The following is a 22,764-nucleotide window of genomic DNA, read 5'->3' on the forward strand; positions in this document are numbered from 1 at the left end:
GATTTACTCCACTTTCACCACTTCTAGATGGGGACCACCTAGAAGCACGAGGTATTTTTCTACTTGCTCTTTGCCATAAGAACGACGAAGAGCTTCTGCATAGAGATCGAGCTGATCCCGGTAGCGTTCGACCAATTGACTAGGGACCTTGTAGTGATCCGTCTTGTAATCAAAAAGTAGGATCCGGTCTTCTAGCACCAAATAACCATCCAAGATCCCCCGCACGACGAAGTCCTCACCACTGGCTGGATCTTTCTTCAGCATGGCAAAGGGAGCTTCGCGCCGGACTCGAGAGGCTTCTTTTTGAAGCAAGGTCCCCAAAGGTGTCTCATAGAAAGCAAGGATGGCCTCTAGCTTAATACGGGCTTTGACCGCTGGCTCTGCTTGGACTTGCTCCAAGGCTTGACGCAGTGTATCCAGCGTGATTTCTTCTTTAAGAGGCACGCGCTGCATGAGTTCATGGATAGCACTACCGACCTGGGCTCCTGTCACGGCTTTTTCTTGACCAAAAGTTGGCATCTCAAAGTCAGGCGTCACAGTCTTTGCATCCATGATCTGGACGCCATTGGCATCCATGACCGGCTCGTAGAATTTCTTGATCTGACTAGGGGTACGGACACTTGGCAAATGAATGGCCGGAGCATAGAGCTGATTGAGCCGATCAACATTTTCCAAGATATCCAAGGCCCGACGAATATCCTCTGACTGACGGACGTCCTTTAGCTGATCAAGCCGAGAATCTTTCTCCTTCTCTATGGGTTCCAGCTGGTCTGGTGTCAAGTCTTCGTCTGTCACAAAACGTGTGTCATAGGCCAGGGTATTCTTGGTAAACACATCTTGAATAGCAAAGAGCCAGTCCTGATAAGAGGTCCATTCTTTTCGTTTTTCCGGATCCAGCTTGCCATTGCGACTGGTCCCCCAATCGGTATCACGCAGTTTGTCCTCTCGGCCTTTTCCAACCAGATAGAGTTTGAGCTCAGCCCGTGTCATGGCGACATATAGAAGACGCATCTGCTCAGAAATTGTGGCCAATTTTGTTTCTTCCACATTGCGTTGGTAGCAAGGCGTTTCGATCTGCAGGCGAATGGTTTTTGGAGCAGCTGGATTCTCTGTCTCAACCGGCAGGTTCGCAACATATTTAAAGCCAATCCCTTTTTGGCGACTGAGAATGATTGGCCCCGATTGATCCTTACGGTTAAAAGCCTTGTCCATATTGAGAATAAAGACATACTTGAATTCCAGCCCCTTACTCTTATGGACGGTCATGAGCTGGACGGCATCTTTTGGAGCCGCAAGAGGGACGCTAGCCAAATCGTGTTCATTTTCGATCACCTTGTCGATCATGGCAATGAAGCGCGACAAGCCCTTAAAGCTGGCCTTCTCATAATCATTGGCCCGAAGCGTCAAGGCATAGAGATTGGCCTGGCGCTGGGCCCCATTTGGAAGGGCGCCGACATAGTCATAGTAATAGCGATCCTCATAGATTTTCCACAGCAAATCATAGAGCGAATGGGTCTTGGCAGCAGCTCTCCAAGTAGATAAAACCTTGAGGAAGTTCTCGATTTTAGCTGAGAGCTTGGCATCAATCAGATTTGCATGCTCTGCAGTCTTTTCAAGGGCTAACTGGACCTTGTGGTAGAAGGCCACTTGCTTTTGCTCTGGAAGCGTCTGCAAGGAAATCCGTGCCAGCTCATCTTCATCAAAGTCAAACATGGGGGATTTCATGAGAGCAACCAAGGGATAATCATGCAAGGGATTGTTAATGGTCCGCAAGGTATCCAACATGACCATCACTTCCATTGACTCAAGATAATGCGCCTGTCCGCTATCTGCCACAAGAGGAATATGGTACTGGTCAAAGGCTTCCAGAATCTCATCATTTCGCGTTCGAGTCGCCGTTAAGAGCGTGATCTCTTTAAAGGGCACTTTTTCCACCCGATGGAGGCGTAAAATTTCTTTGATGACCAGGAGAATTTCTCCCTTGGAAATCGTCTCGACTCCAAGGGATGCTTCCTCGTCTTCGGTCTTTTCTTCCTGATCTTGGGAGCCATCATAGAGCAAAAATTCTGCCCGATGTTGTGGCAAGGCTATCCGCTGCTTGTCGCTTCCTGCGACCAGATAGTGGGTTTGATTGTAGTCAATCTCGCCCACCTCTTCGTCCATCAAATGGCGAAAGACATCATTGGTCGCGTCTAGTACTTCCACATGACTTCGGAAATTTTCCTTGAGGAGGATCAACCGCCCTTTCGCCCCTTCTTCTTGGTAGGCTTTAAATTTATCATTAAAAATCTGTGGATCTACCTGACGGAAGCGGTAAATGGATTGCTTGATATCTCCCACCATGAAGCGATTGTGGCCATTTGACAGCAAGTCCAACATCCGTTCTTGGGTGTGGTTGGTATCCTGGTACTCATCGACCATGACCTCATGATAACGCTCTTGAAAGGCTTGTCTCACCTCTGGGAATTGCTCTAAAATTTGAATGGCAAAATGACTGATATCCCCAAATTCATAAGCTTTTTCTTGGATTTTTCGCTCCAGATAAGCGCGAGCAAAGTCTCTGATAAAGTCCCGTAGCAAGTAGAGCATGGGGCCTTCTTCTTGGTGGTAGGCTTGTTGAAATTCCAGCTGATAGAGCTGATTTTCCAAGTCTCTGAGGCGGTTGATATGTATGGTTTTATCCTGGTTATAAGCCGTGACTAACTCTTTCAACTCTTCTTTTCGGGCTCTGTTGGTCAAGGCTCCCCCATTTGAAGCCCGACTAATCGCCACGACCGCCTTTAGGACAGAGGTCAATTGCTCTTTATTGGTGCGACCTGTCAGGCTTCCAATCTGATCGAGCACCTCTTCTACAGCTTCCAAATATTTAGCCTTACCAAATGCTTGGCCTTCATTGGACAAATGAAAGGCAAAAAAGCTTTCTGCCTCATAAAGGGCCTGCTGGATGCTCTCCATTAGATCGCCTTCAACCTGTTCAAAATCGGTCTCCTCATAGCCTTTTAGAAAATGCTCTTCCAGCCATTTCTCCGGATCACTGGTCGACTGAAGAAAGTCATAGATCTGGTAGACCTGTTCTTTAAACAAGGTCAAATTTTTGCGCTGGCCGGTGAAATTCTTGACCATCTGCACAAAGGCTTCTTGGTTTTCTCCCTGGTAATAGCGATCAAAAACAGCTTGAAAAACTTCATTTTGTAAGAGGCGTTGCTCACTGGCGTTTTGTAAAATGCGAAACTGAGGCGCCAACCCAAGCAAATAGCCATAGCGCGTTAGGACCTTTTGGGTAAAGGAGTCCATGGTTCCAATATCGCTGGTGGCGACATCTGCGATTTGACGGGCCAAGTGTTGCTTGAGCTCTGAGTCATCACTTGCTTGCAAGGCTTTTCCAAGTTCACTTTCCAAACGCTCCTTGAGCTCTCCTGCTGCCTTGACCGTAAAGGTCGAGATAAAGAGCTCCTTAATCGAAATGCCTCGCTGGATCTGATCCAGTATCCGCTGCACCATGACAAAGGTCTTTCCTGATCCAGCAGAGGCTGACACCAGGATATTGGTCCCCGAACTATAGATGGCGTCGATCTGTTCTGGCGTCCGCTTTTGCTCTTTGGTAGAAGCTGCCTCTTGGGCCTGAAGGGCCTTGATTTCTTCTCTTGTCAAAAATGCTTGTTTGATCATTTGTTCAAGACCTCCTTCATCTTCTCGATCCAAGCGGCTTTCACCTTTTCACCGCGTATTCCTTTTTGGTCTAGTTTGGTCAAGAACCGTGCCTGACCTAGGTGACGATCGGCTTCAAATCCCGTGATGGATTTAAACTGCTCCACAAATGGTGCGATATTGCGCCCATTTTCACTATAGGGATTGATGGCAAATTGCCCCTTGAGGATCCCTTCTGCTGCTGTTTTATAGAGATAAGCGTTGTACAAGAGAAGCAAGTCCAGTTCTTCCTTACTCAGCATCATAGCCTTATTCTTATCATAGGCTTCGCCCAGATAAGGGGCCTGATCTGCCATAAAGAGCCCCTTGTACTGTTGACTTTTCATAGTTTGGTTGATGGCGTCCTCTACTGTCTTGGTCTTTTTCAGATCCACTAGGGGATCTCCCATTTCTAAATACATGGCTCCGAAAATCCCTTGTTCCTCTTGGTATTCCTTCAGATCCTGAATGGCAGAGAGATAGGTTGGCAATTGAGAATTCAGACCATTAAAGAACTTGTCATAGTGGAATTGCGTCAAGCTCGACTTGTAATCCACAACGCCAAGAGCTCCTTGTTCTCGTAATTGGTCAATTCGGTCCACCTTTCCTCGTAGCTGTAAGAGCCTGCCATCAGATAAAGGATAAGAGGTGTGAGCGCTCCCTCCAAAGAGGGTCTCCTCACCAATGGTCTCGATGCCATTTTGCTGGGCGAGGACACGCCCCGTTGTTTTAGCGGTATTAAGAAGCAAGTTTCGAATAAACTCGGTCTCTCCATTTTCTCCATACAATTGCTGGAACTCTGCTTCTTGGCTGGTTTCTCGAATCGCCTCGCTTAAGCGCTGATCAAAAGCTTGATCGGAGCTGTCTTTTAAGACTTTTTCAAAGATTCGGTGCAAGAAATTCCCATGACTGCGAGCGTCTGGCCGGATCGTCTCATCTTCTTGTAAGCCCAAGACATAGCGCAGATAAAAGGCATACTGGTGCTTGTAGTATTCATTCAAGGCAGAAGCAGATAAAGTCAAGGCTTTGCCCTTTGGATAGAGCGCTTGAAGCGTATCCGACTGGAGCTGGCGACTCTTCAATTCCGTTGAAATTTGAGGAATCTGGATGCCTTCAGCGGCCAATTTCTTTCGCAAGACCCGCACGGCCACACCCCAAAAGCTGGCTTCTTCAGGAGACAACTCACTCGTAATTTCTTCTTGATGGAGTTCGATCACGCGCGCTAAGAGGGCTCGGTAGGTCCCGATATCATCACTCGAAGCTTGGGCTTGTTTGGTCTTCCACTCGATGGCAATAGGCTCCTTGGCCAATTCTAGAAGATAAGGAGAGACACTATCTTCCGTTTCATTCACCAAGCTAGGGGCCGATAGGACCAACTGCTTGGTCGCTGCATTGAGTAGCGAAACCGCCACAAAGCGATTCTTCTTGAGATTTTCGCTGGTCACCACCTGGAGCTCTGCTCCTTCTTGGGTGGCCTCATTGAGCTGTTGTCGTTCTTCTTCACTGAGAAGCGAGGTATTCTGCGCGATCTTTGGAAAACGTTCCTGGGTCAGCCCGATCGCGTAGACATAAGGGGCTGTCAAGGGTTCAATCAAGTCATAGGACTGAACCGTCACTACATCGACCGTAGCAGGAACTGTCCGGTATTGTGACAATTGCATGCCGGATAAGACAAGAGCTAAAAAGTCATCCACTGACAGTTCTTGATCCTCAAAAACCAGATTCAATTCTTCTAAGACGTGGAGGAAGGCCTTCCAGACCTGGTCATAGCGCTCCTGCTCTTCCAGAGCTAGATCCTTGATCAAAGCTTGTAGATTCTGAGAAAGCTGAGCCTCTTGCAGAAACTCTGTAAAGGCCATTAAGAGATGGTTCACCTTTTGTTTGCGCTGTGAAAAGAAAGGAGCTAAAGGTTCTGCGACGCGTTCTCGGAGGGCATTGAGCTCTTCTAGATGAAACTTACCCTGACGATTGCTGGTAAAAGGCTTTTGAAATTTTGCAACACCCTTTACTTCCGCAAAGCGAAGATACTGTTCAAAAGCATCGACTTCTGCTTGCGCCAGATTACTATACAGACCCGTTTTCAACAGATTGATGACGTCTTCTGTCTGGTAATTGAACTGCTTGATCCGCCCTAGCGATTCAATGACCTGAATCAAGGGATGGTGGACCATGGCCTCACTTCGTCCTAAGTAAAAGGGGATCTGATACTGATCAAAAATGGTCTTGAGTTGCAGTTGATAAGCTTCTACATCGCCTAGCAAGACCCGAATATCGCGATAGCGCGCCCCATCATGAAGGCGCTGACGGATGGATTTAGCGACAAATTCCAACTCTTCTTTTTGTGTATTGGTTTGCCAGAGTTGAACAGCGGTTCGATCTTGGTTCTCCAGCTCATCTTCCACTTGTGAAAAATCGTAGCGCGCTTCTAACATGCGGGTCATGCGACTAAAGGAATCTTCGATGGCTTGCCCACAATACTGAGGCTGAACTTGAAAAGTCTTAGCCAGCTGGAGCAGAAAGTCAACACTAGCCTGATAGAGATTGCCCTCTCTGAAGCTTGCTCGATAGGCTTTTTCACTGGCATAGACCCCGATAACAATCTCCACTCCTTTTCGGTGAAGGAGACCAATCAAGGCCTCTTCTTCCGCAGAAAAACGCGTGAAGCCATCGACGACGATCGCCACATCCTTCAATTGCTCTTCCAAGTACCCCTCTTCAACCTGGTTGAGGAAAACGGCAATCTTGGACTGGGATTCATACTGGTGCTGGACCAGCATCTCAGAGACAGCTTCAAAAATCGCCAAGAGGTCCCCTCTTTTTTCAGCTTCCCCGAGCAACTCTAAATCTGTAAAATCCATCTGGGCTGTCTGTAATTCATGGTAGAGCTGAACCAGTTGCTGGATAAACTGAGGATCCTTGCGCAGGGCTCCGTAAACTTTAAGATCCTGCTCCTTCATGTGGGAAAGGGCTTTAAAAAATAACATGCCCAGTCCGATGTCATCTAAGGCTTGCTCCTCAAAAACTTGATTCAGGATGAAATAACGGGCCATTTGAGCAAAGCGCGTAACGGTTATGGCAAAAGAAGCCTGAGCTTCTAAATAGGACAGGACCTTGGCTTCTTTTTCAAAGGAAAGAGAGTTGGGTGCAATGTAAAATACACGCTTGCCATCTTCTACTAACCTTACGGCTTCTTGTGTCAGGACCTGGGTCAAGGGGGTCCGAACATCCGTATAGAGTAATTTCATCCGATCCGTTCTCCTTTGGGCACTTTCTTGAGAGCTTATTATCTTCTTATTATATCATTTTCACAGGAGGGACTAAAGCAAGAAGTCATGCTCCTCTTGCCCCAATTTTAGGACATTTGTGCTACAATAAAAGCTAAAGAAACAGAAAGGATGATCCCGATGACCAGCATTTATGATTTTTCTTTAGAAAACCAGCAAGGGGAAGAAATTTCTCTTTCCCACTACCAAGGTAAGGTCCTCATCGTGGTCAATACAGCAACAGGCTGTGGCCTAACCCCGCAATACCAAGGATTGCAAGATCTCTACCAGCGCTACCAAGATAAGGGGCTTGAAATCCTAGACATCCCTTGTAACCAATTCATGGGGCAAGCTCCAGGAACTGCAGAAGAAATCAATAGCTTCTGTAGCCTCAACTACCAGACCACCTTTCCACGATTCGCCAAAGCCAAGGTCAATGGTAAAGAAGCCCTTCCTCTTTATGACTGGCTCAAAAGCCAAGCAACTGGACCACTGGGCAAACGCATCGAATGGAACTTTGCAAAATTTGTCATCGACCGACAAGGCCAAGTCGCCCAACGCTTCTCCTCCAAAACAGAACCAGCTGCTATGGGAGACGTAATCCAAGAATTACTTGAGAAATAAGCAAAAGCCTGAGCGTGAACTCAAGCTTTCTGATGAATGAATATTTATTTTCGAGACTTTCCGCTGTGAGAAAAGTGCCTGAAACAATAACGTTTCAGGCACTCAGGAATTTTGAGAGTAAAACAGTTTGGGAAACTGTTTTAGCCTGAGCCCAGAAATTAAAGAGCGAAGGGGCTCAATAATTAGTCATTGAACTTCTTCGAAGTTCGCTGACGTCCGTACTCACCTAAGGAAAGTTTCTAAGAAGTCATTATCCAAAAGCCAAAAAAGCCTGAGCTAACGCTCAAGCTTTTTTTCTTTAATCAATTTCAAGTCCACCGGTGTACAAGCGGTAATAGGTGCCACGTTCTGCCATCAAGGAAGCATGGTTGCCTCGTTCGATGATGCGCCCGTGGTCCATCACCATGATGACATCGGAATTGACAATTGTCGATAGACGGTGAGCGATAACAAAGACAGTCCGACCTTCCATCAAGCGGTCCATCCCTTCTTGCACCATCTTCTCTGTCCGTGAGTCAATCGAAGACGTCGCTTCGTCCAGGATCAAGACAGGCGCATTGGCAAGGGCTGCACGGGCAATGGCGATCAATTGTCGTTGACCATTTGAAAGGCCAGCCCCATCATCTGTCAAGACTGTCTCATAGCCCTGATCCAAGTGCTTAACAAAGGAATCCACATTAGCAATCCGAGCTGCTTCAAGGATCTCTTCCCGTGTTGCATCAGCACGGCCATAAGCGATGTTTTCCGCAATCGTACCAGTGAATAAGTGAGTATCTTGAAGAACGATTCCGAGGGAACGACGCAGAGAATCTTTCTCAATCAATTTAATATCAATTCCATCATAAGTAATCATTCCTGACTGGATGTCATAGAAGCGGTTGATCAAGTTGGTGATAGTTGTCTTTCCTGCACCAGTCGCTCCGACAAAGGCCACTTTTTGCCCCTTATCCGCGTACAAGTTGATGCCATGAAGGATTTGTTTCTTCCCATCATAAGAGAAATCAACATCATCAAAGACCACATTTCCGACCATCTTGACAAGCTGATAATCCCCATTTGGACGAGGGTGTTTCCAAGCCCATTTGTTGGTTTTCTGATCAGTTTCAACCATTTCTCCATCGACCAGTTCATAATTGACCAGCGTCACTTTTCCTTGGTCGACTTCTTCTTCTTCGTCTAAAAGATCAAAGACACGATCTCCACCAGCCAAGGCCATGAGGACAAAGTTCAATTGTTGAGAGACCTGGGCAATCGGACCTGTGAAGGAACGGTTCAATTGCAGAAAGGCCATGAGACCACCAATGGTTAAACCACCGACGCCGTTTAGCGCAAAGAGCCCACCGATCAAGGCTGTCAGAACAAAGGAAACATTTCCCAAGTTCCCAAGAATCGGCATGAGGACATTGGCATAGCGGTTGGCCTGGTAGGAAGATTCAAAGAGTTGATCATTGATGCGATCAAAATCCTCAATGCTTTCTCTTTCATGTACAAAGGCCTTGACCACTTTTTGACCAGACATCATTTCTTCAATAAAGCCGTTCTCAATCCCCAAGTTCTTTTGTTGGGCCCCGAAGTAACGACCTGACTTGCCAGAGACATCCTTGATGATAAAGACCATGACGATGACCATGAAAAGAACAATTAAGAACAAGAGTGGACTAACCGTCAGCATGGTAAACGTTACCCCAAGGATGGTAATCGCTGAGGATAAGAGTTGAGGAATGGATTGTTCAATCGCTTGGCGAAGAGCATCAATATCATTGGTATAGATAGACATGATGTCCCCGTGTTGGTGGGTATCAAAGTAACGAACGGGCAGTTTTTGCATGCGGGCAAACAACTGATTTCGAAGACTTCTAAGTGAGTCTTGTGAAACGGTCGCCATAATCAAGGTAAAGCCATAGTTAGCAAGGACCCCGATCAAACAAATCAAACCGACCCGTGTTAAGAAGGACAAGAGCGGTCCGAAATCATGGCTGTTTGACGTTAGCATAGGCTCTACATAGACATCGACCAGGGACTGAATCGAAGCTGTTACATTGACCGTCGCAAGAGATGATAGAATGATTAAGATAAAGGAAACAATCAAGGATACCTTGTAGTTTTTCCAAAGGAAGTCGAGCAGGCGAAGGATAGAGCCTAGATTTGCTTTTTTCTTAGTTTTCATCTGCTTCTCCTTTCCCTTGTGTTTGCATTTCATATACTTCTTGGTAGATGGCATTGGTCGCAAGCAATTCCTCGTGACGACCGATCGCATCGATTTGACCATCATTCATCACGATGATGCGATCTGCATCTTGAATAGAGGAAATCCGTTGACCAATGATGATTTTGGTGGTCTCTTTCAAGCTGGTTGCCAATCCTTGACGGATCAAACTATCCGTCTTGGTATCGACCGCTGAAGTCGAATCATCCAAGATCAAGATCTTCGGATTCATAAGAAGGGCACGCGCGATACAAAGACGCTGGCGTTGACCACCAGAGACATTGGATCCCCCACGCTCAATCATGGTGTCATAACCCTCTTTGAAATCTTGAATAAATTCATCGGCTTGGGCAATCTTACAAGCTGCGATGATCTCTTCATCTGTCGCATCCTTATTTCCCCAGCGCATATTTTCTTTAATCGTACCAGAGAAAAGGACATTGGTCTGAAGAACCATGGCCACTTGCTTACGAAGGGAATCAAGATCGTATTCTTTGACATCGTGGCCTGCTACTGTCACCCGACCAGACTCGACATCATAGAGACGAGGAATCAACTGCACCAAGCTTGATTTTCCTGATCCTGTTCCTCCCAAGATACCAATCACTTCCCCTGAACGAATAGAAAGATTAATCCCTTGTAAGACATGGGTCTTGTCGCCATTTTCATCGGTATAAGCAAAGGTCACATCCTCAAAGTTGATGGAGCCATCAGCAACTTCTTTGATCCCATTTTCTGGAGAGTCAATCGTCGTTTTGGTCGTCAAGACTTCATTGATCCGCTCGACAGAGGCCATGGAAATCGACAACATGACAAAGATCATCATAAACATCATGAGCGACATGAGAATGGTCATGGTGTAGCTAAACATAGAAGTCAGATTCCCAGTGGAGAGTTGGCCACCAACGATCAGATGAGCCCCAATCCAAGAGATCAAAAGGAAAGAAGCATACATGGAAAGCATCATAGCTGGGCTACTCAAGACAACGACACGGATAGCCTTCATAAACATGTTATAAATCCGGCGTGAAGCTTTTTTGAATTTAACGGTTTCATCTGCTTCCTTAACGTAGGACTTCACCACTCGCATATTGGTGATGTTTTCTTGAATGCTGTTGTTGAGATTGTCATAAGCTTCAAATACTTCTGTGAAGAGCGGATACACAATCTTCATGATGATGCTTAAGACAGCTGCCAAAAAGATGGTCACATAGACAAAGATCATGGCCATTTCCGGATTGATCAAGAAACAAGCCACAATGGCAAAGATCAAATTGAGCGGTGCCCGTACACAGATCCGGATCACCATTTGATAGGCATTTTGCACATTGGTCACGTCCGTCATCATCCGAGTGACTAACCCACCTGATGAGAACTGATCAATATTCTCAAATGAGAAGGTTTGAACCTTTTTGAAAATGGCCCGACGAAGGTTTTTAGCAAAACCAGCCGATGCATAGGCGCCATAACGGGCAGACTGCATCCCACAAAAGAGGGAGCAAAAGGCACAGACCAGCATGAGCCCACCGTAAAACAAAATATTGTTCATGTTTCTTTGTTGAACACCCTGGTCCAAAAGACTCGCCATGACAAAGGGAATCGAAATCTCAAACATGACTTCAAAGACCATGAACAAGGAAGCCAAAATCGAGGGCTTCTTAAATTCTTTGATCTCGGAAATTAAGGATCGAATCATTATTACCTCCAATGTTATTCATACTTTTTCCTGCGGTAGAAGCAAAGCTTCTTTCCATCGAAAATAGGTCAAAACACACAAAATTCCCTGAGGGAAAGACCCTAGGGATTACGCATTTTTTATAGTCTTCATTGTAACCTAAATTGCAAAAAAATGCAAGATTTTTAGACAGCATCCGTTTTTCTGTTTATCCAGTACAAAAGAGGCTGGGACAAAAGTCCTAGCCTCTCAATTGTTTTTGGATTGTCGAGCAAGACGCAGTGGCTGAGTGGGCTATACTACGCTGATTTTATCAGCTTTTACAGCCCTACTCAACTGTGCGGAGGTGGGACGACGTAATCGAATTCTAACGAATTACCAATTTCTGTCCCACTCTCTTTTCTATTTATTCTGCTAAGAGCACTTCTTTGATGGTTTGCTTTTGGAGTTTTCTGTTGGATAGATAAAAGAGGCTTTCATAAACCACCGCAAAACCAAGCAAGGTCCAAAAGCACACATTCCCATCAAAGTGATGCTCAATCTTTTCAGGAACCGTATCTTTGATCACACCGATCAAGATTTCCATGATACCGTATTGGTAAACCGTCCCAAGAACAAATCCTAGATAAGCCCAGAAACGATAGGGAGCGAGAATATGACTTTGGCATTCACGATCGGTGTAGCCAAAAGCCTTCATAAGAGCCAAGGTTTCACGACTTTCTGAGACGACAATCCCCAATGACAAAAAGAGAATCGAGAAAGAAAGGATCAAACCAATCATAATCATCATGGTTTGGATGATGTCATCTGTGTAATCCTTGAGGCCAAAGGACAATTGGACCATGGCCGCAAAACACATGGAGCCAAAGACTACAAAAAACAAGATCGATTTTCTCCCCCATACCAGTGACGAGGATAGCTCTTTTAGGAAGTCTTTCTCTTTCTTAGGAACCCTCTTTCTCCTTTTGACCTTGATTGGACTTGGGGACTTTTTCAATAAGCGAAGTGCTGGCGTTTGTAGTTGTCTTCTAGCATAACCAATCGCAAGAACCATAAAGAAGCTCGTTGGCAGGATCACCAAAGCAAGCAAGAGCTGCCAATGAAAATGAATGGTGATTTCTGGCAGGATCCCCTTCTCATTACGAAAGTTGTAAAAATGTCCCATCATGAGAAATGAAGCGAGATAGCCAAGAAGCGCTCCAGCTCCAAAACTGAGTCCAAATGCCCAAAACCGTTTCGCCAACTGGCCATTGCTATAGCCCAAAGCCTTTAAAATCCCTAATTGTTCCTTGTGATCATCGACAAATTGTTTGATATAAAAACACATGAGAAGGACCGACGTCAAGGACAAGACGACTCCACTGACCATGGCCACCATCCAGGAAAGCGAAACCTGGGCATCATAGTAGGTCTGAATGATGGGATTGGTTTTCGAAATCTCCAACTGCTCGATATCCAGGTAAAAATTCAAGAAGAGATTGGCCACAAAGACCGCACAAGCCCCAATGATACTGACGACAACTAATTTTCGAATATCTTTTACTGAAAACATGGCTTACCATCCAATCTCATAAGCAGTCTGAGGTTGATCATTGGTCACAACTTGGGTAATCTTGCCACTATTGACACGAATGATGGTTTTAGCCATATCCGCAATATTTTGGTTGTGCGTCACCATGATGAGGGTAAAGCCAAGCTTCTCCTTTAATTTCCAGATATAGTCGAGAATCTTGCGCCCTGTTTCTTCATCCAGGGCTCCCGTCGGCTCATCTAAGAAAAGAATCTCTGGCTTTTTGGCCAAGGCCCGAGCAATGGACACTCTCTGCTGTTCCCCACCCGACAATTCACTCGGATACTTGTCCAGCTTATCGCCAAGTCCCAAATCCTCGATGATCTGCAAAAAATCATGATTGTTTGCTAGGTCTGCCCCCATCTTTACATTTTGTCTAACCGTTAGATTCGGCAATAGATAATACTGCTGGAAAATAAAGGCAATCTTCTCCCGTCTAAAGGCCGTCAATTGAGCATCCGTGAGTTGAGACAAATCTTGTCCTTGAATGAGGATATGCCCCTCATCTACCTTTTCTAAGCCTGATAACACATTTAAGAGAGTTGATTTCCCCGATCCAGAAGGACCGAGGATAACCACATCATCCTGGTCTTGAATCTGCAAATCAATCCCCTTTAAAACCTTGGTTTGGCCGTAACTTTTGTGCACATTTTCTAGTTGAATCATTTCTTTCCTACCATTTCTTTGATGAGAGATTGACAAACCTCTGTCAGTAATCCAATCACTTCTTCCATGCCGAACTGATAAATACCAGAAGCAACCATAGAGGCTATCCCGTGTGAGTAGATAAATAGATGCTGGTACAAGCGACTAGCTTCCTCTACAGTCAAAGGATAGTCTGCAACAATCGAATCCAGAACCAATTGGTAACTATGATCCTTCATGGGAAGAAAATCTTGAAAGCGACGAATCGGATCTTTGCTAGGATTTTGGAAAAGCAATTGAAAAAGTTGGGGCTCTTTTGAGGCGAAAAGGATATAAGCAACCCCGACAGATCGGAAAGGCTTTTCATCTTCTAAGGCCTTGCGAATATACTCCACCACGACCATTTCCGCAGCACCAATAACCTCTGCTTGTAACTCAGCCATATTAGCAAATTGCCCAAAAATGACTCTCGGTGTGGCTCCCAGTTGTTCCGCTAATGCTCGAGCCGTTAAACTAGCCATTCCCTCTTCTCTCACCAATTGTAAAGCTGTCCCAATGATAGCCTCTTTACTGAATTTAACCTTTGGTGGCATAAGACTCCTTTCGCGCAACATTCGTTGCGCAACACTTGTTGCATAAAGGATATCATAAAAAAGAAAGACTTGTCAAGAAAAATCTGAAAATCACAAAACAAAAAACCAGACCACCGATAAGAGTGGAATCTGGTTTACTAACAAGATTCTAAGGCAAATCATTTCCCGTCGCCAAGTAGATTTGGTACCATTCCTTGCGCGTCAAAGTGACTGTTGCTGCTTTCCCTGCTTCAAGGACATGCTTGGGCTTGGTCGTTCCGATGACGGCCTGCACCTTACCTGGATAGCGAAGGACCCAAGCGAGGGCAATAGCTGTCGGTGTGACCTGGTATTTTTTCGCCAAGTCAGTAAGGACGTGATTGAGAGCCGCAAACTCTTCTTTACCGACAAAATTCCCCTTGAAATAGCCATGCTGGAGAACAGACCAGGCCTGAATCACCGTATCAGTTAAGCGACAATACTCAAAGACACTGCCATCTCGCACGGCTGCTTTAGGCCCTTCCATGTTGACATGAAAACCAGCTTCAAAGCTCGGCGTAAAGGCTGCACTCAACTGCAACTGGTTGACCTTGAGAGGTTGTTTGACAGCCGTCTTAAGCAATTCCATCATCATAGGATTTTGATTAGACACCCCAAAATGACGGACCTTGCCCGCTTGCTCCAACTGATCAAAAGCTGCCGCCACCTCTTCAGGCTCCATGAGAGCATCCGGTCGATGAAGGAGAAGACTATCTAAGCGCTCAATCTGCAAACGCTCGAGAATGCCATTGACGGAGTCCAAAATATAGTCCTTGGAAAAATCAAAATAGGTAAAGCCGTCTTTGCGAATCCCACACTTGGACTGGATCCACATCTGGTCCCGAAGATCCGGACGACGCTTGAGAACCTTACCCAGCAGGACCTCACACTGGCCATCGCCATAGATATCCGCCAGATCAAAAGTGTTGATCCCAATCGACAAAGCTGCCTCCACCAAGGCCTCCACCTCATCTTCACTCATCTGACTGATCCGCATCATCCCAAGGACAATCGTGGACAGACGCTCATTTTCAGCAAACTCAATATAGTTCATGTCCGCCTCCTTTTCTGTAGTTCTATTGTAGTGAAAAGGATTTCAAAAGTCAATTTGAAATCAAAAAGCCCTCAGCTGTAACTGAGAGCTTATTTGATTAGCGATAGCTGAGAGCACGTTTGATGGTCTTCCACGGTCCGAGGTCATCGGTCTGGAGGATTAAGCTCGCATAGATACGGGCAATAAGCACTGTTCCCACGATGGTAAAGAGGACCGCAATTCCCAAAGAAGCCCAAGATTCAAGACCAGTCGCATAGCCATTGATGGTACGGAAAGGCATAAAGAAGGTTGAGATGAAAGGAATGTACGAACCGATCTTCAATAAGAAGACATCACCGGCACTTCCCAAGGTGGTTACCCCAAGGAAGCTAAAGATAACTAACATCATTAGTGGCGAAATCGCTTTTCCTGAATCTTCAGGTCGTGCAACTGTTGAGCCTAAGAAGGCAGAGAGCACCACATACATAAAGATCCCAAGGATAATGAAGAAGACGGTATTAAGCGAGATCGCTTCTGCTAGGTGTTGGGTAATTGGAGAGTTTGGAGCAAGAATATCCTTGACAACTGGGATATCTGCTCTAAAGATCCAAACAGCTACTAGCCCAACTACATAGACAAAAATATGGGTAAAAATCACTCCGAAGAGTCCGAGCATGCGTGCGAAGAAATAGTCGGTTGCTTTAATACTAGAGAAGACCACTTCCATGATCTTAGTTCCCTTTTCACTAGCCACTTCTTGGGCTGTGATACTCGAGTAGAAGATCAAAATCATATAAAGCAACATTCCTAGACCACCTGCAACCATGGTTTGCACCATTTTCAAGCCTTCTTTTTTCTCATCAATTTTTTCTTTGAGAGAAACCTGTTGAGACAAGGCTGTCAGCTGCTCTTTGCTTAGATTGGCACGCGCTAGATTGATCCCTTGTTGGACCTGGCTTAATTTCGCAGTGACAAGCGATTTTAAATCTGTTTTCATGGCTTGGTCACCCACATAAGTCGCTTCTAGCTGGCCATCTTTTTCATCAACCATTAGGTAAGCAGCTGCTTTCTCATCCTTGATGGCTTTTTTAGCTGCAGCTTCATCTTTATAGTCTAAGGTCAAGTCATCGGTTCCTTTGAGGCTTTCTTTGACAGCTGGCACTTCGGTCACCAAGGCCACCTGATTCTTCGCATCTGTAGAAGAATCCGTTAGATAACCGATTCCAACGCCCAACCCTAAAAAGAGGAAGGGACCGAAGACCATGAAGAGAAAACTCCATGATTTCACTTGTCTGATATAGGTTTCTTTCATTACGACAAACATCTGTTTCATACTTCTACTCCTGATTCAAGTTTAAAGATCTCATCAATAGTTGGGGCTTGGTGGTCAAAGGTCGCAAGGTAGTGGCCCTTGGTTAAGCGATCAAATAATTCTGGACCCGCTGACGCATCATCCAAGATCAGCTTCCAAGTCCCTTGCTTGGTCATGCTGACCTTGGTCACGTGTGGCAGAGCTTCTAACTCTTCTTTGCTAAAGTCGTTAGAGACAAAGAGGCGAGTCTTGCCATAGCTATTCCGGACCTCTTGGACAGGCCCTGAAAGGACCACCGAACCATCACGGATCATTAGGATATCATCACACAACTCTTCGACGTTGGTCATGACGTGGTCAGAAAAGATAATGGTGGCCCCACGCTCTTTTTCTTCAAAGATGACCTGCTTGAGCACTTCTGTGTTGACCGGATCCAAGCCACTAAAGGGTTCATCTAAAATGATCAATTTAGGCTCATGGATCAAGGTGATGATCAGTTGCACCTTCTGTTGGTTCCCTTTTGAGAGACTCTTGATTTTATCGGTTAATTTCCCTTTTACTTGAAGTTTTTCCATCCAGGTCGGTAATTTTTCCTTGACCTCGGCAGTGCTCATTCCTTTTAAGGCAGCCAAATAGCGGACCTGCTCAAAAATCGTGAGTTTTGGCATGAGACTACGCTCTTCCGGCAAATAACCAATTTCTTTGTAAGTTTCTTGCGTAATCGCTTTGCCATCTAGGCGGATCTCACCGCTGTAGTCCAAAAAGCGCAGGATGCTGTGGAAAATGGTGGTTTTTCCGGCTCCATTTTTCCCAACCAAACCAAGAATATGACCTTGTTGAGCTGTTAGATCCACTCCAAAGAGGACCTGCTTATTGCCAAAGCTTTTTTCTAAATTTCTAATTTCTAACATGAATGACTCCTTTACTCTTTATAATAACGTTTGGTAATCTTGTACTGAGAGACCAAGATATAAACATAAATCAGTGATACAACTACTAATGCTAACAAGATATCTGCCTGGAATGTAATGCCAACTAAGAATATCGCCATTAAAGAAATCGGTAAGACATAATTGCTTAACTTAAAGACAATATCGAAGTTTTCCTCATAGCAAATTTGTTTTTCTGCTTCATCCATCATGCTCATCATTAATTCACGGACTTCTGCCCCACTAGCATTGCGTGGGATCGCTTTTCCATAAATCTGTTTAAACATCTTTCGAAACTGATGTTCCAGTCCAAAAGTGAGAAGGAGCAAGCCAAGGAAAACAAGCGGGATGGTGTATTTTCCAAGGGTACCTGTTAGTTTTTCTTCATAGACTAGTTTTTGGCAAGAGAAGTAAATCACTAATAGATAGGGAACAATCATGACGCCTTTAAATATCGCGGCCAAGTCATAAAGCCTTCTCGTTTGGCCTTCATAATGTTAGGCCTCATCCTCATCTTCTGTCTCCTCCATCATCTGATAAGACTGGCGAGACGACAATAGATAAGTAGACGCAATTCCGAAGCTCACCAGATATAAAATGATTGACCCTATATAGAGCATATCTCGATCAAATAGCTTTTGGATTTCAATAGGATGATCTGAACCAAAATAACCTGTCAAAAAGCCAATGATTAATCCTAAAAGGAGCATACCTATGTTTCTCCAAAAACGGTAACGCGCTGACCTTTCTTTATATTTCTTTTTCATACTCATTCCTCTTCCTCTACTAGACTAAAAACATTTTCCACCGGTTCCTTGAAAATCTGGGCGATGGTGATCGCAATGATAACCGAAGGGGTGTATTCCCCTCGCTCCAAGAGACTGATGGACTGACGCGAGACCCCTGCTAGCTTTGCTAGCTCGGATTGGTTGAGCCCATCACGCGCCCTCAGCTCTTTCAGTCGATTTTTTAAGATCATGGCTTTCGCCCCCTTATAGTTGAATACCTTGAATATCTTCGATGCGAACTAATTTGGTTTCCTTCTCTTTTTTCTTATTCTCACGGCTCAATTTCACCCAATCTTCATCGATATCCATAATCTCATATTCGGTTCCAAAACCATTCACTGTAACAGTAGCCGTTTGGCCTTTCAATTCTTCTAAAAGTCTAGACATGTCTTGATTTCCTTTCACTTGTTTTTCTAATCTTTTGATGCGTTTGTTCAACCTTTTTATCTTCTTTTCTGAGCTTGTATAAAATATAACTAGAAAAGGGATAAAGAGAATCCAAATGGCGTCCATAAGAAACCCTCCCCTTCTTTCAACTAAAATCATTGTAACACTTCTTTTTCTTTTTGACAAGTATATTTGTCAAAAAAATAAAAATATTTGTCAAAAATAGCAGGATGGTTGACATAGATATTTTGAGGTAAGAAATAAAATGCCCGCATTTGCGCACCTTTTAGCGATCCTTTTTCCATTGACAAGCTCTGTAAAAAATTTTTATAATATAGAAAATACGACTAAGGAGAACCTACATGACGATTCGTTTAGCGCAACCAAAAGATATTCCTGCTTTGATTGGTCTCTTAGAACAGATTCTTTCCGTTCACCACCAAGCTCGTCCCGATATTTTCAAGGAAAGTGGCGGAAAATATAGTGAAGAAGAATTGGAAAAGTTAATGACGCAAGAGCAGACACCGATTTTCGTCTATGAAAATGAAGATGGCCAAATCCTAGGGCATCTCTTTGTCACTATTAAAGAAGTATCTGACAATCCTGTTCTTCATCCGATAAAAACCATCTTCATCGAGGACTTGTGTGTCGATCAAGCAACGCGTGGACAAAAAATTGGCGATCAACTTTATCAGTTTGCCCTTCGTTATGCCAAGGAAATCGGATGCTACAACATGACACTTAATGTCTGGAATGACAATGAAAGAGCCCTTCGCTTCTATCAAAGACAGGGAATGAAGCCTCAAGAAACAGTCATGGAAACCATCTTATAAAACTGATCAAAAAACCGTTGATGCATCTCATCAACGGTTTTTCCTATACACATTTGTTACCGCACTTCTGCGTGTACTTTTTCTTCTAGTGAAGCTTGGATTTTTTCCATGTAGCGTGCGACTTCTTCGTCTGATTAAAACCTCTTTTGTGTAGATCAAGTAGCTCGAGGCAAAAGATTGGCAATCAATTGTATTCATTCCCTGTCAACTATGCCAAGAAAATCGGTTGCTACAACCTAATACTCCATTTCTGGAATGACTATAAAGGAGAGCCCTACACTACTATCAAAGGCAGGGCATGAAACCTCAAAAAACTTGATGGAAGTTATCATTGACTAACCTTTCAAACATAAACAAACAATTTCTTTGTTAATCTTACTATTTTATGATTAGATTAAACAATCTAACTCAAAAAAAAATCATCAATTTCACTTATATTATGTAAAAGATTACTATCATCAACATCCAATTCTCTCGCTAATTGAACTGAATATTCAAGTCTTAAGGAAATATTTATTTGAACATCGAAAGCATAGTTCTGTAACTCACCTAGTTTTTTATACTTTTCAACTATCTCATTAAAAATTTCTTGATATTTTAAATCTAGTTTATTTAGATAATGTTGCATTTTTGAGTTATACTCTTCAATCATCTTACGTTCACGATTACTCAAAAATTGTTTACCTATATCTAATATAATACTTGTTGCAATAGATCCAATTACAGGTCCTACCACAGGAATCGGAATAATCGCTTGCCCTAAACATGCTCCTAAAGCAGCTCCTGTTGCATCAATCGCATTAAATAATGCTAAATTAATAAAGTCATCATCATTCAATTTTCCTATCCTATAATCAAGTATAAGTCGAATAATTCCAAATGTTCCAGCCGAAATAGCGCCTGCACTAGAAGCCGACATTCCACAAACATTTGTTAACCCATAGATAGAATAAGATGAGATACCACCTTTCATAATACCATCTCCTGCACTCATTCCGCAGTCTATCCAATCTTCATCAGTGAATGTCAAAATATCTTTGCCTTCTTGATACTTCTGTATCAATTTAGAACTTAGACTAAATCCTCCCTGTACTATTGAAGAAATTGTAGCGGCACGATTTGCCTCTTTTAAACTAGGCAACGATTTTATATAGGCGGTTTTTTTCTCTAAATTAGTATTGTTATTAATTAATTCTCTTCTTTCAGCAGATTTATTTGAAATATCTTTTCTAATAGCAGATAGTGTTTTTCGAATACTTTTAGTCTGCACTTCCTTATAATTCAATTTTGATGCATTTAACCATTTAGTATGAGATGTCACATGTCTAGCTTTATTTTCTTCACTTATTAAGAGTTTAATTCTATCAATAGTGTTTTTTGTCAGTCGGTTACCATTGAAAGTAATATATTCATCACCATTCATAATTTTATTTATCAATTTAACATGATCTTTCGGAATCATCATTTTCATATTTCGATAATTTGCAGCCTGTTTCAATTCTTTACAAACATTATCGTAAAATTTCATCTGTACTTGATTTTTTCCGAAATTTAAATCTGCTGGACCATTATCATTTAAAACTTTTGCTAATTTCCTCATTCCTTCAAAAGCTCTATAAGCATTTGTGACCCCTTCTTCCGCAAACTCAGCAATGAATCCATGTAATCCTCGACTACCTCCCCTATTATTAAGGATTAACTTATTTATCTCTTCTTCAGCTTTGTCTAGACTAATTTTAGCTTTTAAATTATGTTTTGCTAATTCTAATAACTCATCTTTATTGGCTTGTATTATTTTTTCTAAAGAGGTCGATAATTCTTCCAATCTTAAATGATTTAAAAAATCAATATAATATGCAATCCCTTCATTCAGGATATATTCATTATTTATTTTCATCTATAACGATTTCCTTATTAACTAACTGCGCAAGCGAAAGTGTTGAATTTACTAGAATTCCTGCCAAATACTTTTCATTATCAGTAAATAAACTATAATCATTTCCAGTAAAATTTTTATTTAATTCACTTAACTCTAAAATCTGTTTTTTCGTGAATTCTATCATTTTCTTTATTTCTTCATTAGATTTTTGAGTGCTTTTAATTAAAAATTCAACCTTCTTCCTCTGTTCAGTTGCCTCTTTAATCGCTTCATCATTTTTAAAATTTGCATACACACCTGCTCCAATTGACGCAGTTAACATTAGTCCAGCAATTGTCCATCCAACTGGTCCTGCTAGAGCAAGCAAACCATTACCTGCTGACATTCCACCTCCACCAGCTGCTAATGCTCCTCCTCCTAGCCATGCTAAAGCTGCATTGCTTGCTGCCGCTCCTGATAAACTAGAAATTGCTGTACCAGTTGAAGCTACTCCAAAAGTAGTTGCAATACCCATAGCTGCAGTAGGTCCTAATGTTGCAACAGCCACTCCCAATGCACTTAGAGATGCAGTTGCAGCACTACTACCGCCTGCAGCTTTAGCATCAAACTCCGCTTTCTTTATCTGGTCCTTCTTATCTTGAAAGTTATGGATTTCATGTTTTATCATTTGCAAATTTGTTTTAAATTCTTTCGGAGAGTTAGCTAATTCACTAATTCTCTTCTCAAGAATTCCTACGACTTCCACAGCTTCTTCTCTAACATTATACAATTCATTCGATGAATGTATTAGCTCTTTTGATTTTAATTCATATTTTGAAACAGATTGATTAAACTCATCTACTGCTTTCCTTCGTAATTTATCATTAAATAAATCAACAGAGTTAACTTGCTCTTTTATATTATTGGCAGATTTTCCGACTTGATTCACTACATTTCCTGCAATCTTTCCTGTTTCAGTAACGACATCACCTGTGACTTTCACCACGTTATCAGTCACCTCGCCTACAAATTTTCCTGTATTTTGTACTACATCACTAGATGTTTTTATAACATTATTAGAAACTTCTCCAACAAATTTTCCTGTATTTCTAGCAACATCACCCGTTACTCCTGCAATATTATTCGTAACATCTCCTGCAATTTTCCCTGCATCATTTAATACTTTTCCTGTTTCTTTGACAATGCCATTAGCTAAATCAGATGTCATTTTCCCAATTTGATTAAATAAATCCATAATAAACTCCATTCATAGTAGTGACCAATTATGAAACACTAATTATTAATAACCTAATTATCTAATAAAATAATTATTTAGTCAATAT

16 protein-coding genes and 1 pseudogene are annotated in these 22,764 nt (G+C 43.1%); 2 read left to right on the top strand and 15 right to left on the bottom strand.

Going from position 1 to position 22,764, the window contains the following annotated elements; all coding sequences use genetic code 11:
* Positions 1 to 3: 3 nt before the first annotated feature.
* Both addA and rexB read right to left on the bottom strand, forming a co-directional pair.
* A complete protein-coding gene (addA, locus tag I2F76_RS08320; RefSeq protein WP_195487687.1) occupies positions 4 to 3,669 on the bottom strand; it encodes a helicase-exonuclease AddAB subunit AddA in 3,666 nt (1,221 codons plus the stop codon).
* Entirely contained in the window at positions 3,666 to 6,932 is a 3,267-nt protein-coding gene (gene rexB / locus I2F76_RS08325; RefSeq protein ID WP_195487638.1) for an ATP-dependent nuclease subunit B, read from the bottom strand. Before rexB ends, addA begins: the two co-directional genes overlap by 4 nt.
* Positions 6,933 to 7,091: 159 nt before the next feature.
* Here rexB and I2F76_RS08330 point away from each other — a divergent pair, with 159 nt between their 5' ends.
* Positions 7,092 to 7,574, top strand: coding sequence for a glutathione peroxidase (locus I2F76_RS08330; protein ID WP_195487639.1), 483 nt, complete (start codon positions 7,092 to 7,094; stop codon positions 7,572 to 7,574).
* Between the two features lie 298 nt (positions 7,575 to 7,872).
* On the opposite strand, the gene I2F76_RS08335 is transcribed toward I2F76_RS08330, so the two are convergent.
* From I2F76_RS08335 to I2F76_RS08385, 11 genes and pseudogenes are all read right to left on the bottom strand, one after another.
* Positions 7,873 to 9,741 carry an ABC transporter ATP-binding protein gene (locus tag I2F76_RS08335; RefSeq protein WP_195487640.1) on the bottom strand — a complete coding sequence of 623 codons (1,869 nt, stop codon included), beginning with the start codon at positions 9,739 to 9,741 and terminating at the stop codon, positions 7,873 to 7,875.
* Positions 9,731 to 11,476: an ABC transporter ATP-binding protein gene (locus I2F76_RS08340; protein WP_045759643.1), complete on the bottom strand. Its 1,746-nt coding sequence runs from the start codon at positions 11,474 to 11,476 to the stop codon at positions 9,731 to 9,733. Before I2F76_RS08340 ends, I2F76_RS08335 begins: the two co-directional genes overlap by 11 nt.
* Positions 11,477 to 11,861: 385 nt before the next feature.
* A complete protein-coding gene (locus tag I2F76_RS08345; RefSeq protein ID WP_195487641.1) occupies positions 11,862 to 13,007 on the bottom strand; it encodes an FtsX-like permease family protein in 1,146 nt (381 codons plus the stop codon).
* Between the two features lie 3 nt (positions 13,008 to 13,010).
* On the bottom strand, positions 13,011 to 13,691 hold the full coding sequence (locus I2F76_RS08350) for an ABC transporter ATP-binding protein (RefSeq protein WP_049522584.1): 681 nt from the start codon (positions 13,689 to 13,691) through the stop codon (positions 13,011 to 13,013).
* On the bottom strand, positions 13,688 to 14,263 hold the full coding sequence (locus tag I2F76_RS08355) for a TetR/AcrR family transcriptional regulator (protein WP_195487642.1): 576 nt from the start codon (positions 14,261 to 14,263) through the stop codon (positions 13,688 to 13,690). The genes I2F76_RS08350 and I2F76_RS08355 overlap by 4 nt, the downstream gene beginning before the upstream one ends.
* A gap of 148 nt (positions 14,264 to 14,411) precedes the next feature.
* Entirely contained in the window at positions 14,412 to 15,335 is a 924-nt protein-coding gene (locus I2F76_RS08360; RefSeq protein WP_195487643.1) for an aldo/keto reductase, read from the bottom strand.
* A gap of 97 nt (positions 15,336 to 15,432) precedes the next feature.
* The gene (locus tag I2F76_RS08365; RefSeq protein WP_195487644.1) at positions 15,433 to 16,647 is read right to left on the bottom strand and encodes an ABC transporter permease; all 1,215 of its coding nucleotides are present in this window, start codon (positions 16,645 to 16,647) and stop codon (positions 15,433 to 15,435) included.
* Positions 16,644 to 17,537 carry an ABC transporter ATP-binding protein gene (locus I2F76_RS08370; RefSeq protein ID WP_049482268.1) on the bottom strand — a complete coding sequence of 298 codons (894 nt, stop codon included), beginning with the start codon at positions 17,535 to 17,537 and terminating at the stop codon, positions 16,644 to 16,646. The genes I2F76_RS08365 and I2F76_RS08370 overlap by 4 nt, the downstream gene beginning before the upstream one ends.
* Before the next feature lie 11 nt (positions 17,538 to 17,548).
* A pseudogene (locus I2F76_RS08375) lies at positions 17,549 to 18,328 on the bottom strand (DUF3169 family protein).
* Positions 18,325 to 18,534 carry a helix-turn-helix transcriptional regulator gene (locus I2F76_RS08380; RefSeq protein ID WP_023918610.1) on the bottom strand — a complete coding sequence of 70 codons (210 nt, stop codon included), beginning with the start codon at positions 18,532 to 18,534 and terminating at the stop codon, positions 18,325 to 18,327. Before I2F76_RS08380 ends, I2F76_RS08375 begins: the two are co-directional and overlap by 4 nt.
* Positions 18,535 to 18,547: 13 nt before the next feature.
* Positions 18,548 to 18,856, bottom strand: coding sequence for a hypothetical protein (locus I2F76_RS08385; protein ID WP_049482296.1), 309 nt, complete (start codon positions 18,854 to 18,856; stop codon positions 18,548 to 18,550).
* 236 nt (positions 18,857 to 19,092) lie between these two features.
* Between I2F76_RS08385 and I2F76_RS08390 the strand changes: the two genes are divergently transcribed.
* On the top strand, positions 19,093 to 19,563 hold the full coding sequence (locus tag I2F76_RS08390; protein ID WP_049482275.1) for a GNAT family N-acetyltransferase: 471 nt from the start codon (positions 19,093 to 19,095) through the stop codon (positions 19,561 to 19,563).
* Between the two features lie 403 nt (positions 19,564 to 19,966).
* On the opposite strand, the gene I2F76_RS08395 is transcribed toward I2F76_RS08390, so the two are convergent.
* Positions 19,967 to 21,460 carry a hypothetical protein gene (locus tag I2F76_RS08395; protein WP_195487645.1) on the bottom strand — a complete coding sequence of 498 codons (1,494 nt, stop codon included), beginning with the start codon at positions 21,458 to 21,460 and terminating at the stop codon, positions 19,967 to 19,969.
* Positions 21,447 to 22,676 (bottom strand): hypothetical protein, encoded by a 1,230-nt coding sequence (locus I2F76_RS08400; protein ID WP_229289732.1) that lies wholly within the window; start codon positions 22,674 to 22,676, stop codon positions 21,447 to 21,449. The genes I2F76_RS08395 and I2F76_RS08400 overlap by 14 nt, the downstream gene beginning before the upstream one ends.
* Positions 22,677 to 22,764: the final 88 nt, after the last annotated feature.

The organism is Streptococcus parasanguinis, from assembly GCF_015557775.1.
In the GTDB taxonomy this organism is placed as follows: domain Bacteria; phylum Bacillota; class Bacilli; order Lactobacillales; family Streptococcaceae; genus Streptococcus; species Streptococcus parasanguinis_AA.

What these genes read in the sequence shown, in the direction of transcription:
- addA (WP_195487687.1), bottom strand. Translation starts at nt 3,669, where the DNA reads ATGATCAAACAAGCATTTTTGACAAGAGAAGAAATCAAGGCCCTTCAG.
- rexB (WP_195487638.1), bottom strand. Translation starts at nt 6,932, where the DNA reads ATGAAATTACTCTATACGGATGTTCGGACCCCCTTGACCCAGGTCCTG.
- I2F76_RS08330 (WP_195487639.1), top strand. Translation starts at nt 7,092, where the DNA reads ATGACCAGCATTTATGATTTTTCTTTAGAAAACCAGCAAGGGGAAGAA.
- I2F76_RS08335 (WP_195487640.1), bottom strand. Translation starts at nt 9,741, where the DNA reads ATGAAAACTAAGAAAAAAGCAAATCTAGGCTCTATCCTTCGCCTGCTC.
- I2F76_RS08340 (WP_045759643.1), bottom strand. Translation starts at nt 11,476, where the DNA reads ATGATTCGATCCTTAATTTCCGAGATCAAAGAATTTAAGAAGCCCTCG.
- I2F76_RS08345 (WP_195487641.1), bottom strand. Translation starts at nt 13,007, where the DNA reads ATGTTTTCAGTAAAAGATATTCGAAAATTAGTTGTCGTCAGTATCATT.
- I2F76_RS08350 (WP_049522584.1), bottom strand. Translation starts at nt 13,691, where the DNA reads ATGATTCAACTAGAAAATGTGCACAAAAGTTACGGCCAAACCAAGGTT.
- I2F76_RS08355 (WP_195487642.1), bottom strand. Translation starts at nt 14,263, where the DNA reads ATGCCACCAAAGGTTAAATTCAGTAAAGAGGCTATCATTGGGACAGCT.
- I2F76_RS08360 (WP_195487643.1), bottom strand. Translation starts at nt 15,335, where the DNA reads ATGAACTATATTGAGTTTGCTGAAAATGAGCGTCTGTCCACGATTGTC.
- I2F76_RS08365 (WP_195487644.1), bottom strand. Translation starts at nt 16,647, where the DNA reads ATGAAACAGATGTTTGTCGTAATGAAAGAAACCTATATCAGACAAGTG.
- I2F76_RS08370 (WP_049482268.1), bottom strand. Translation starts at nt 17,537, where the DNA reads ATGTTAGAAATTAGAAATTTAGAAAAAAGCTTTGGCAATAAGCAGGTC.
- I2F76_RS08380 (WP_023918610.1), bottom strand. Translation starts at nt 18,534, where the DNA reads ATGATCTTAAAAAATCGACTGAAAGAGCTGAGGGCGCGTGATGGGCTC.
- I2F76_RS08385 (WP_049482296.1), bottom strand. Translation starts at nt 18,856, where the DNA reads ATGGACGCCATTTGGATTCTCTTTATCCCTTTTCTAGTTATATTTTAT.
- I2F76_RS08390 (WP_049482275.1), top strand. Translation starts at nt 19,093, where the DNA reads ATGACGATTCGTTTAGCGCAACCAAAAGATATTCCTGCTTTGATTGGT.
- I2F76_RS08395 (WP_195487645.1), bottom strand. Translation starts at nt 21,460, where the DNA reads ATGAAAATAAATAATGAATATATCCTGAATGAAGGGATTGCATATTAT.
- I2F76_RS08400 (WP_229289732.1), bottom strand. Translation starts at nt 22,676, where the DNA reads ATGGATTTATTTAATCAAATTGGGAAAATGACATCTGATTTAGCTAAT.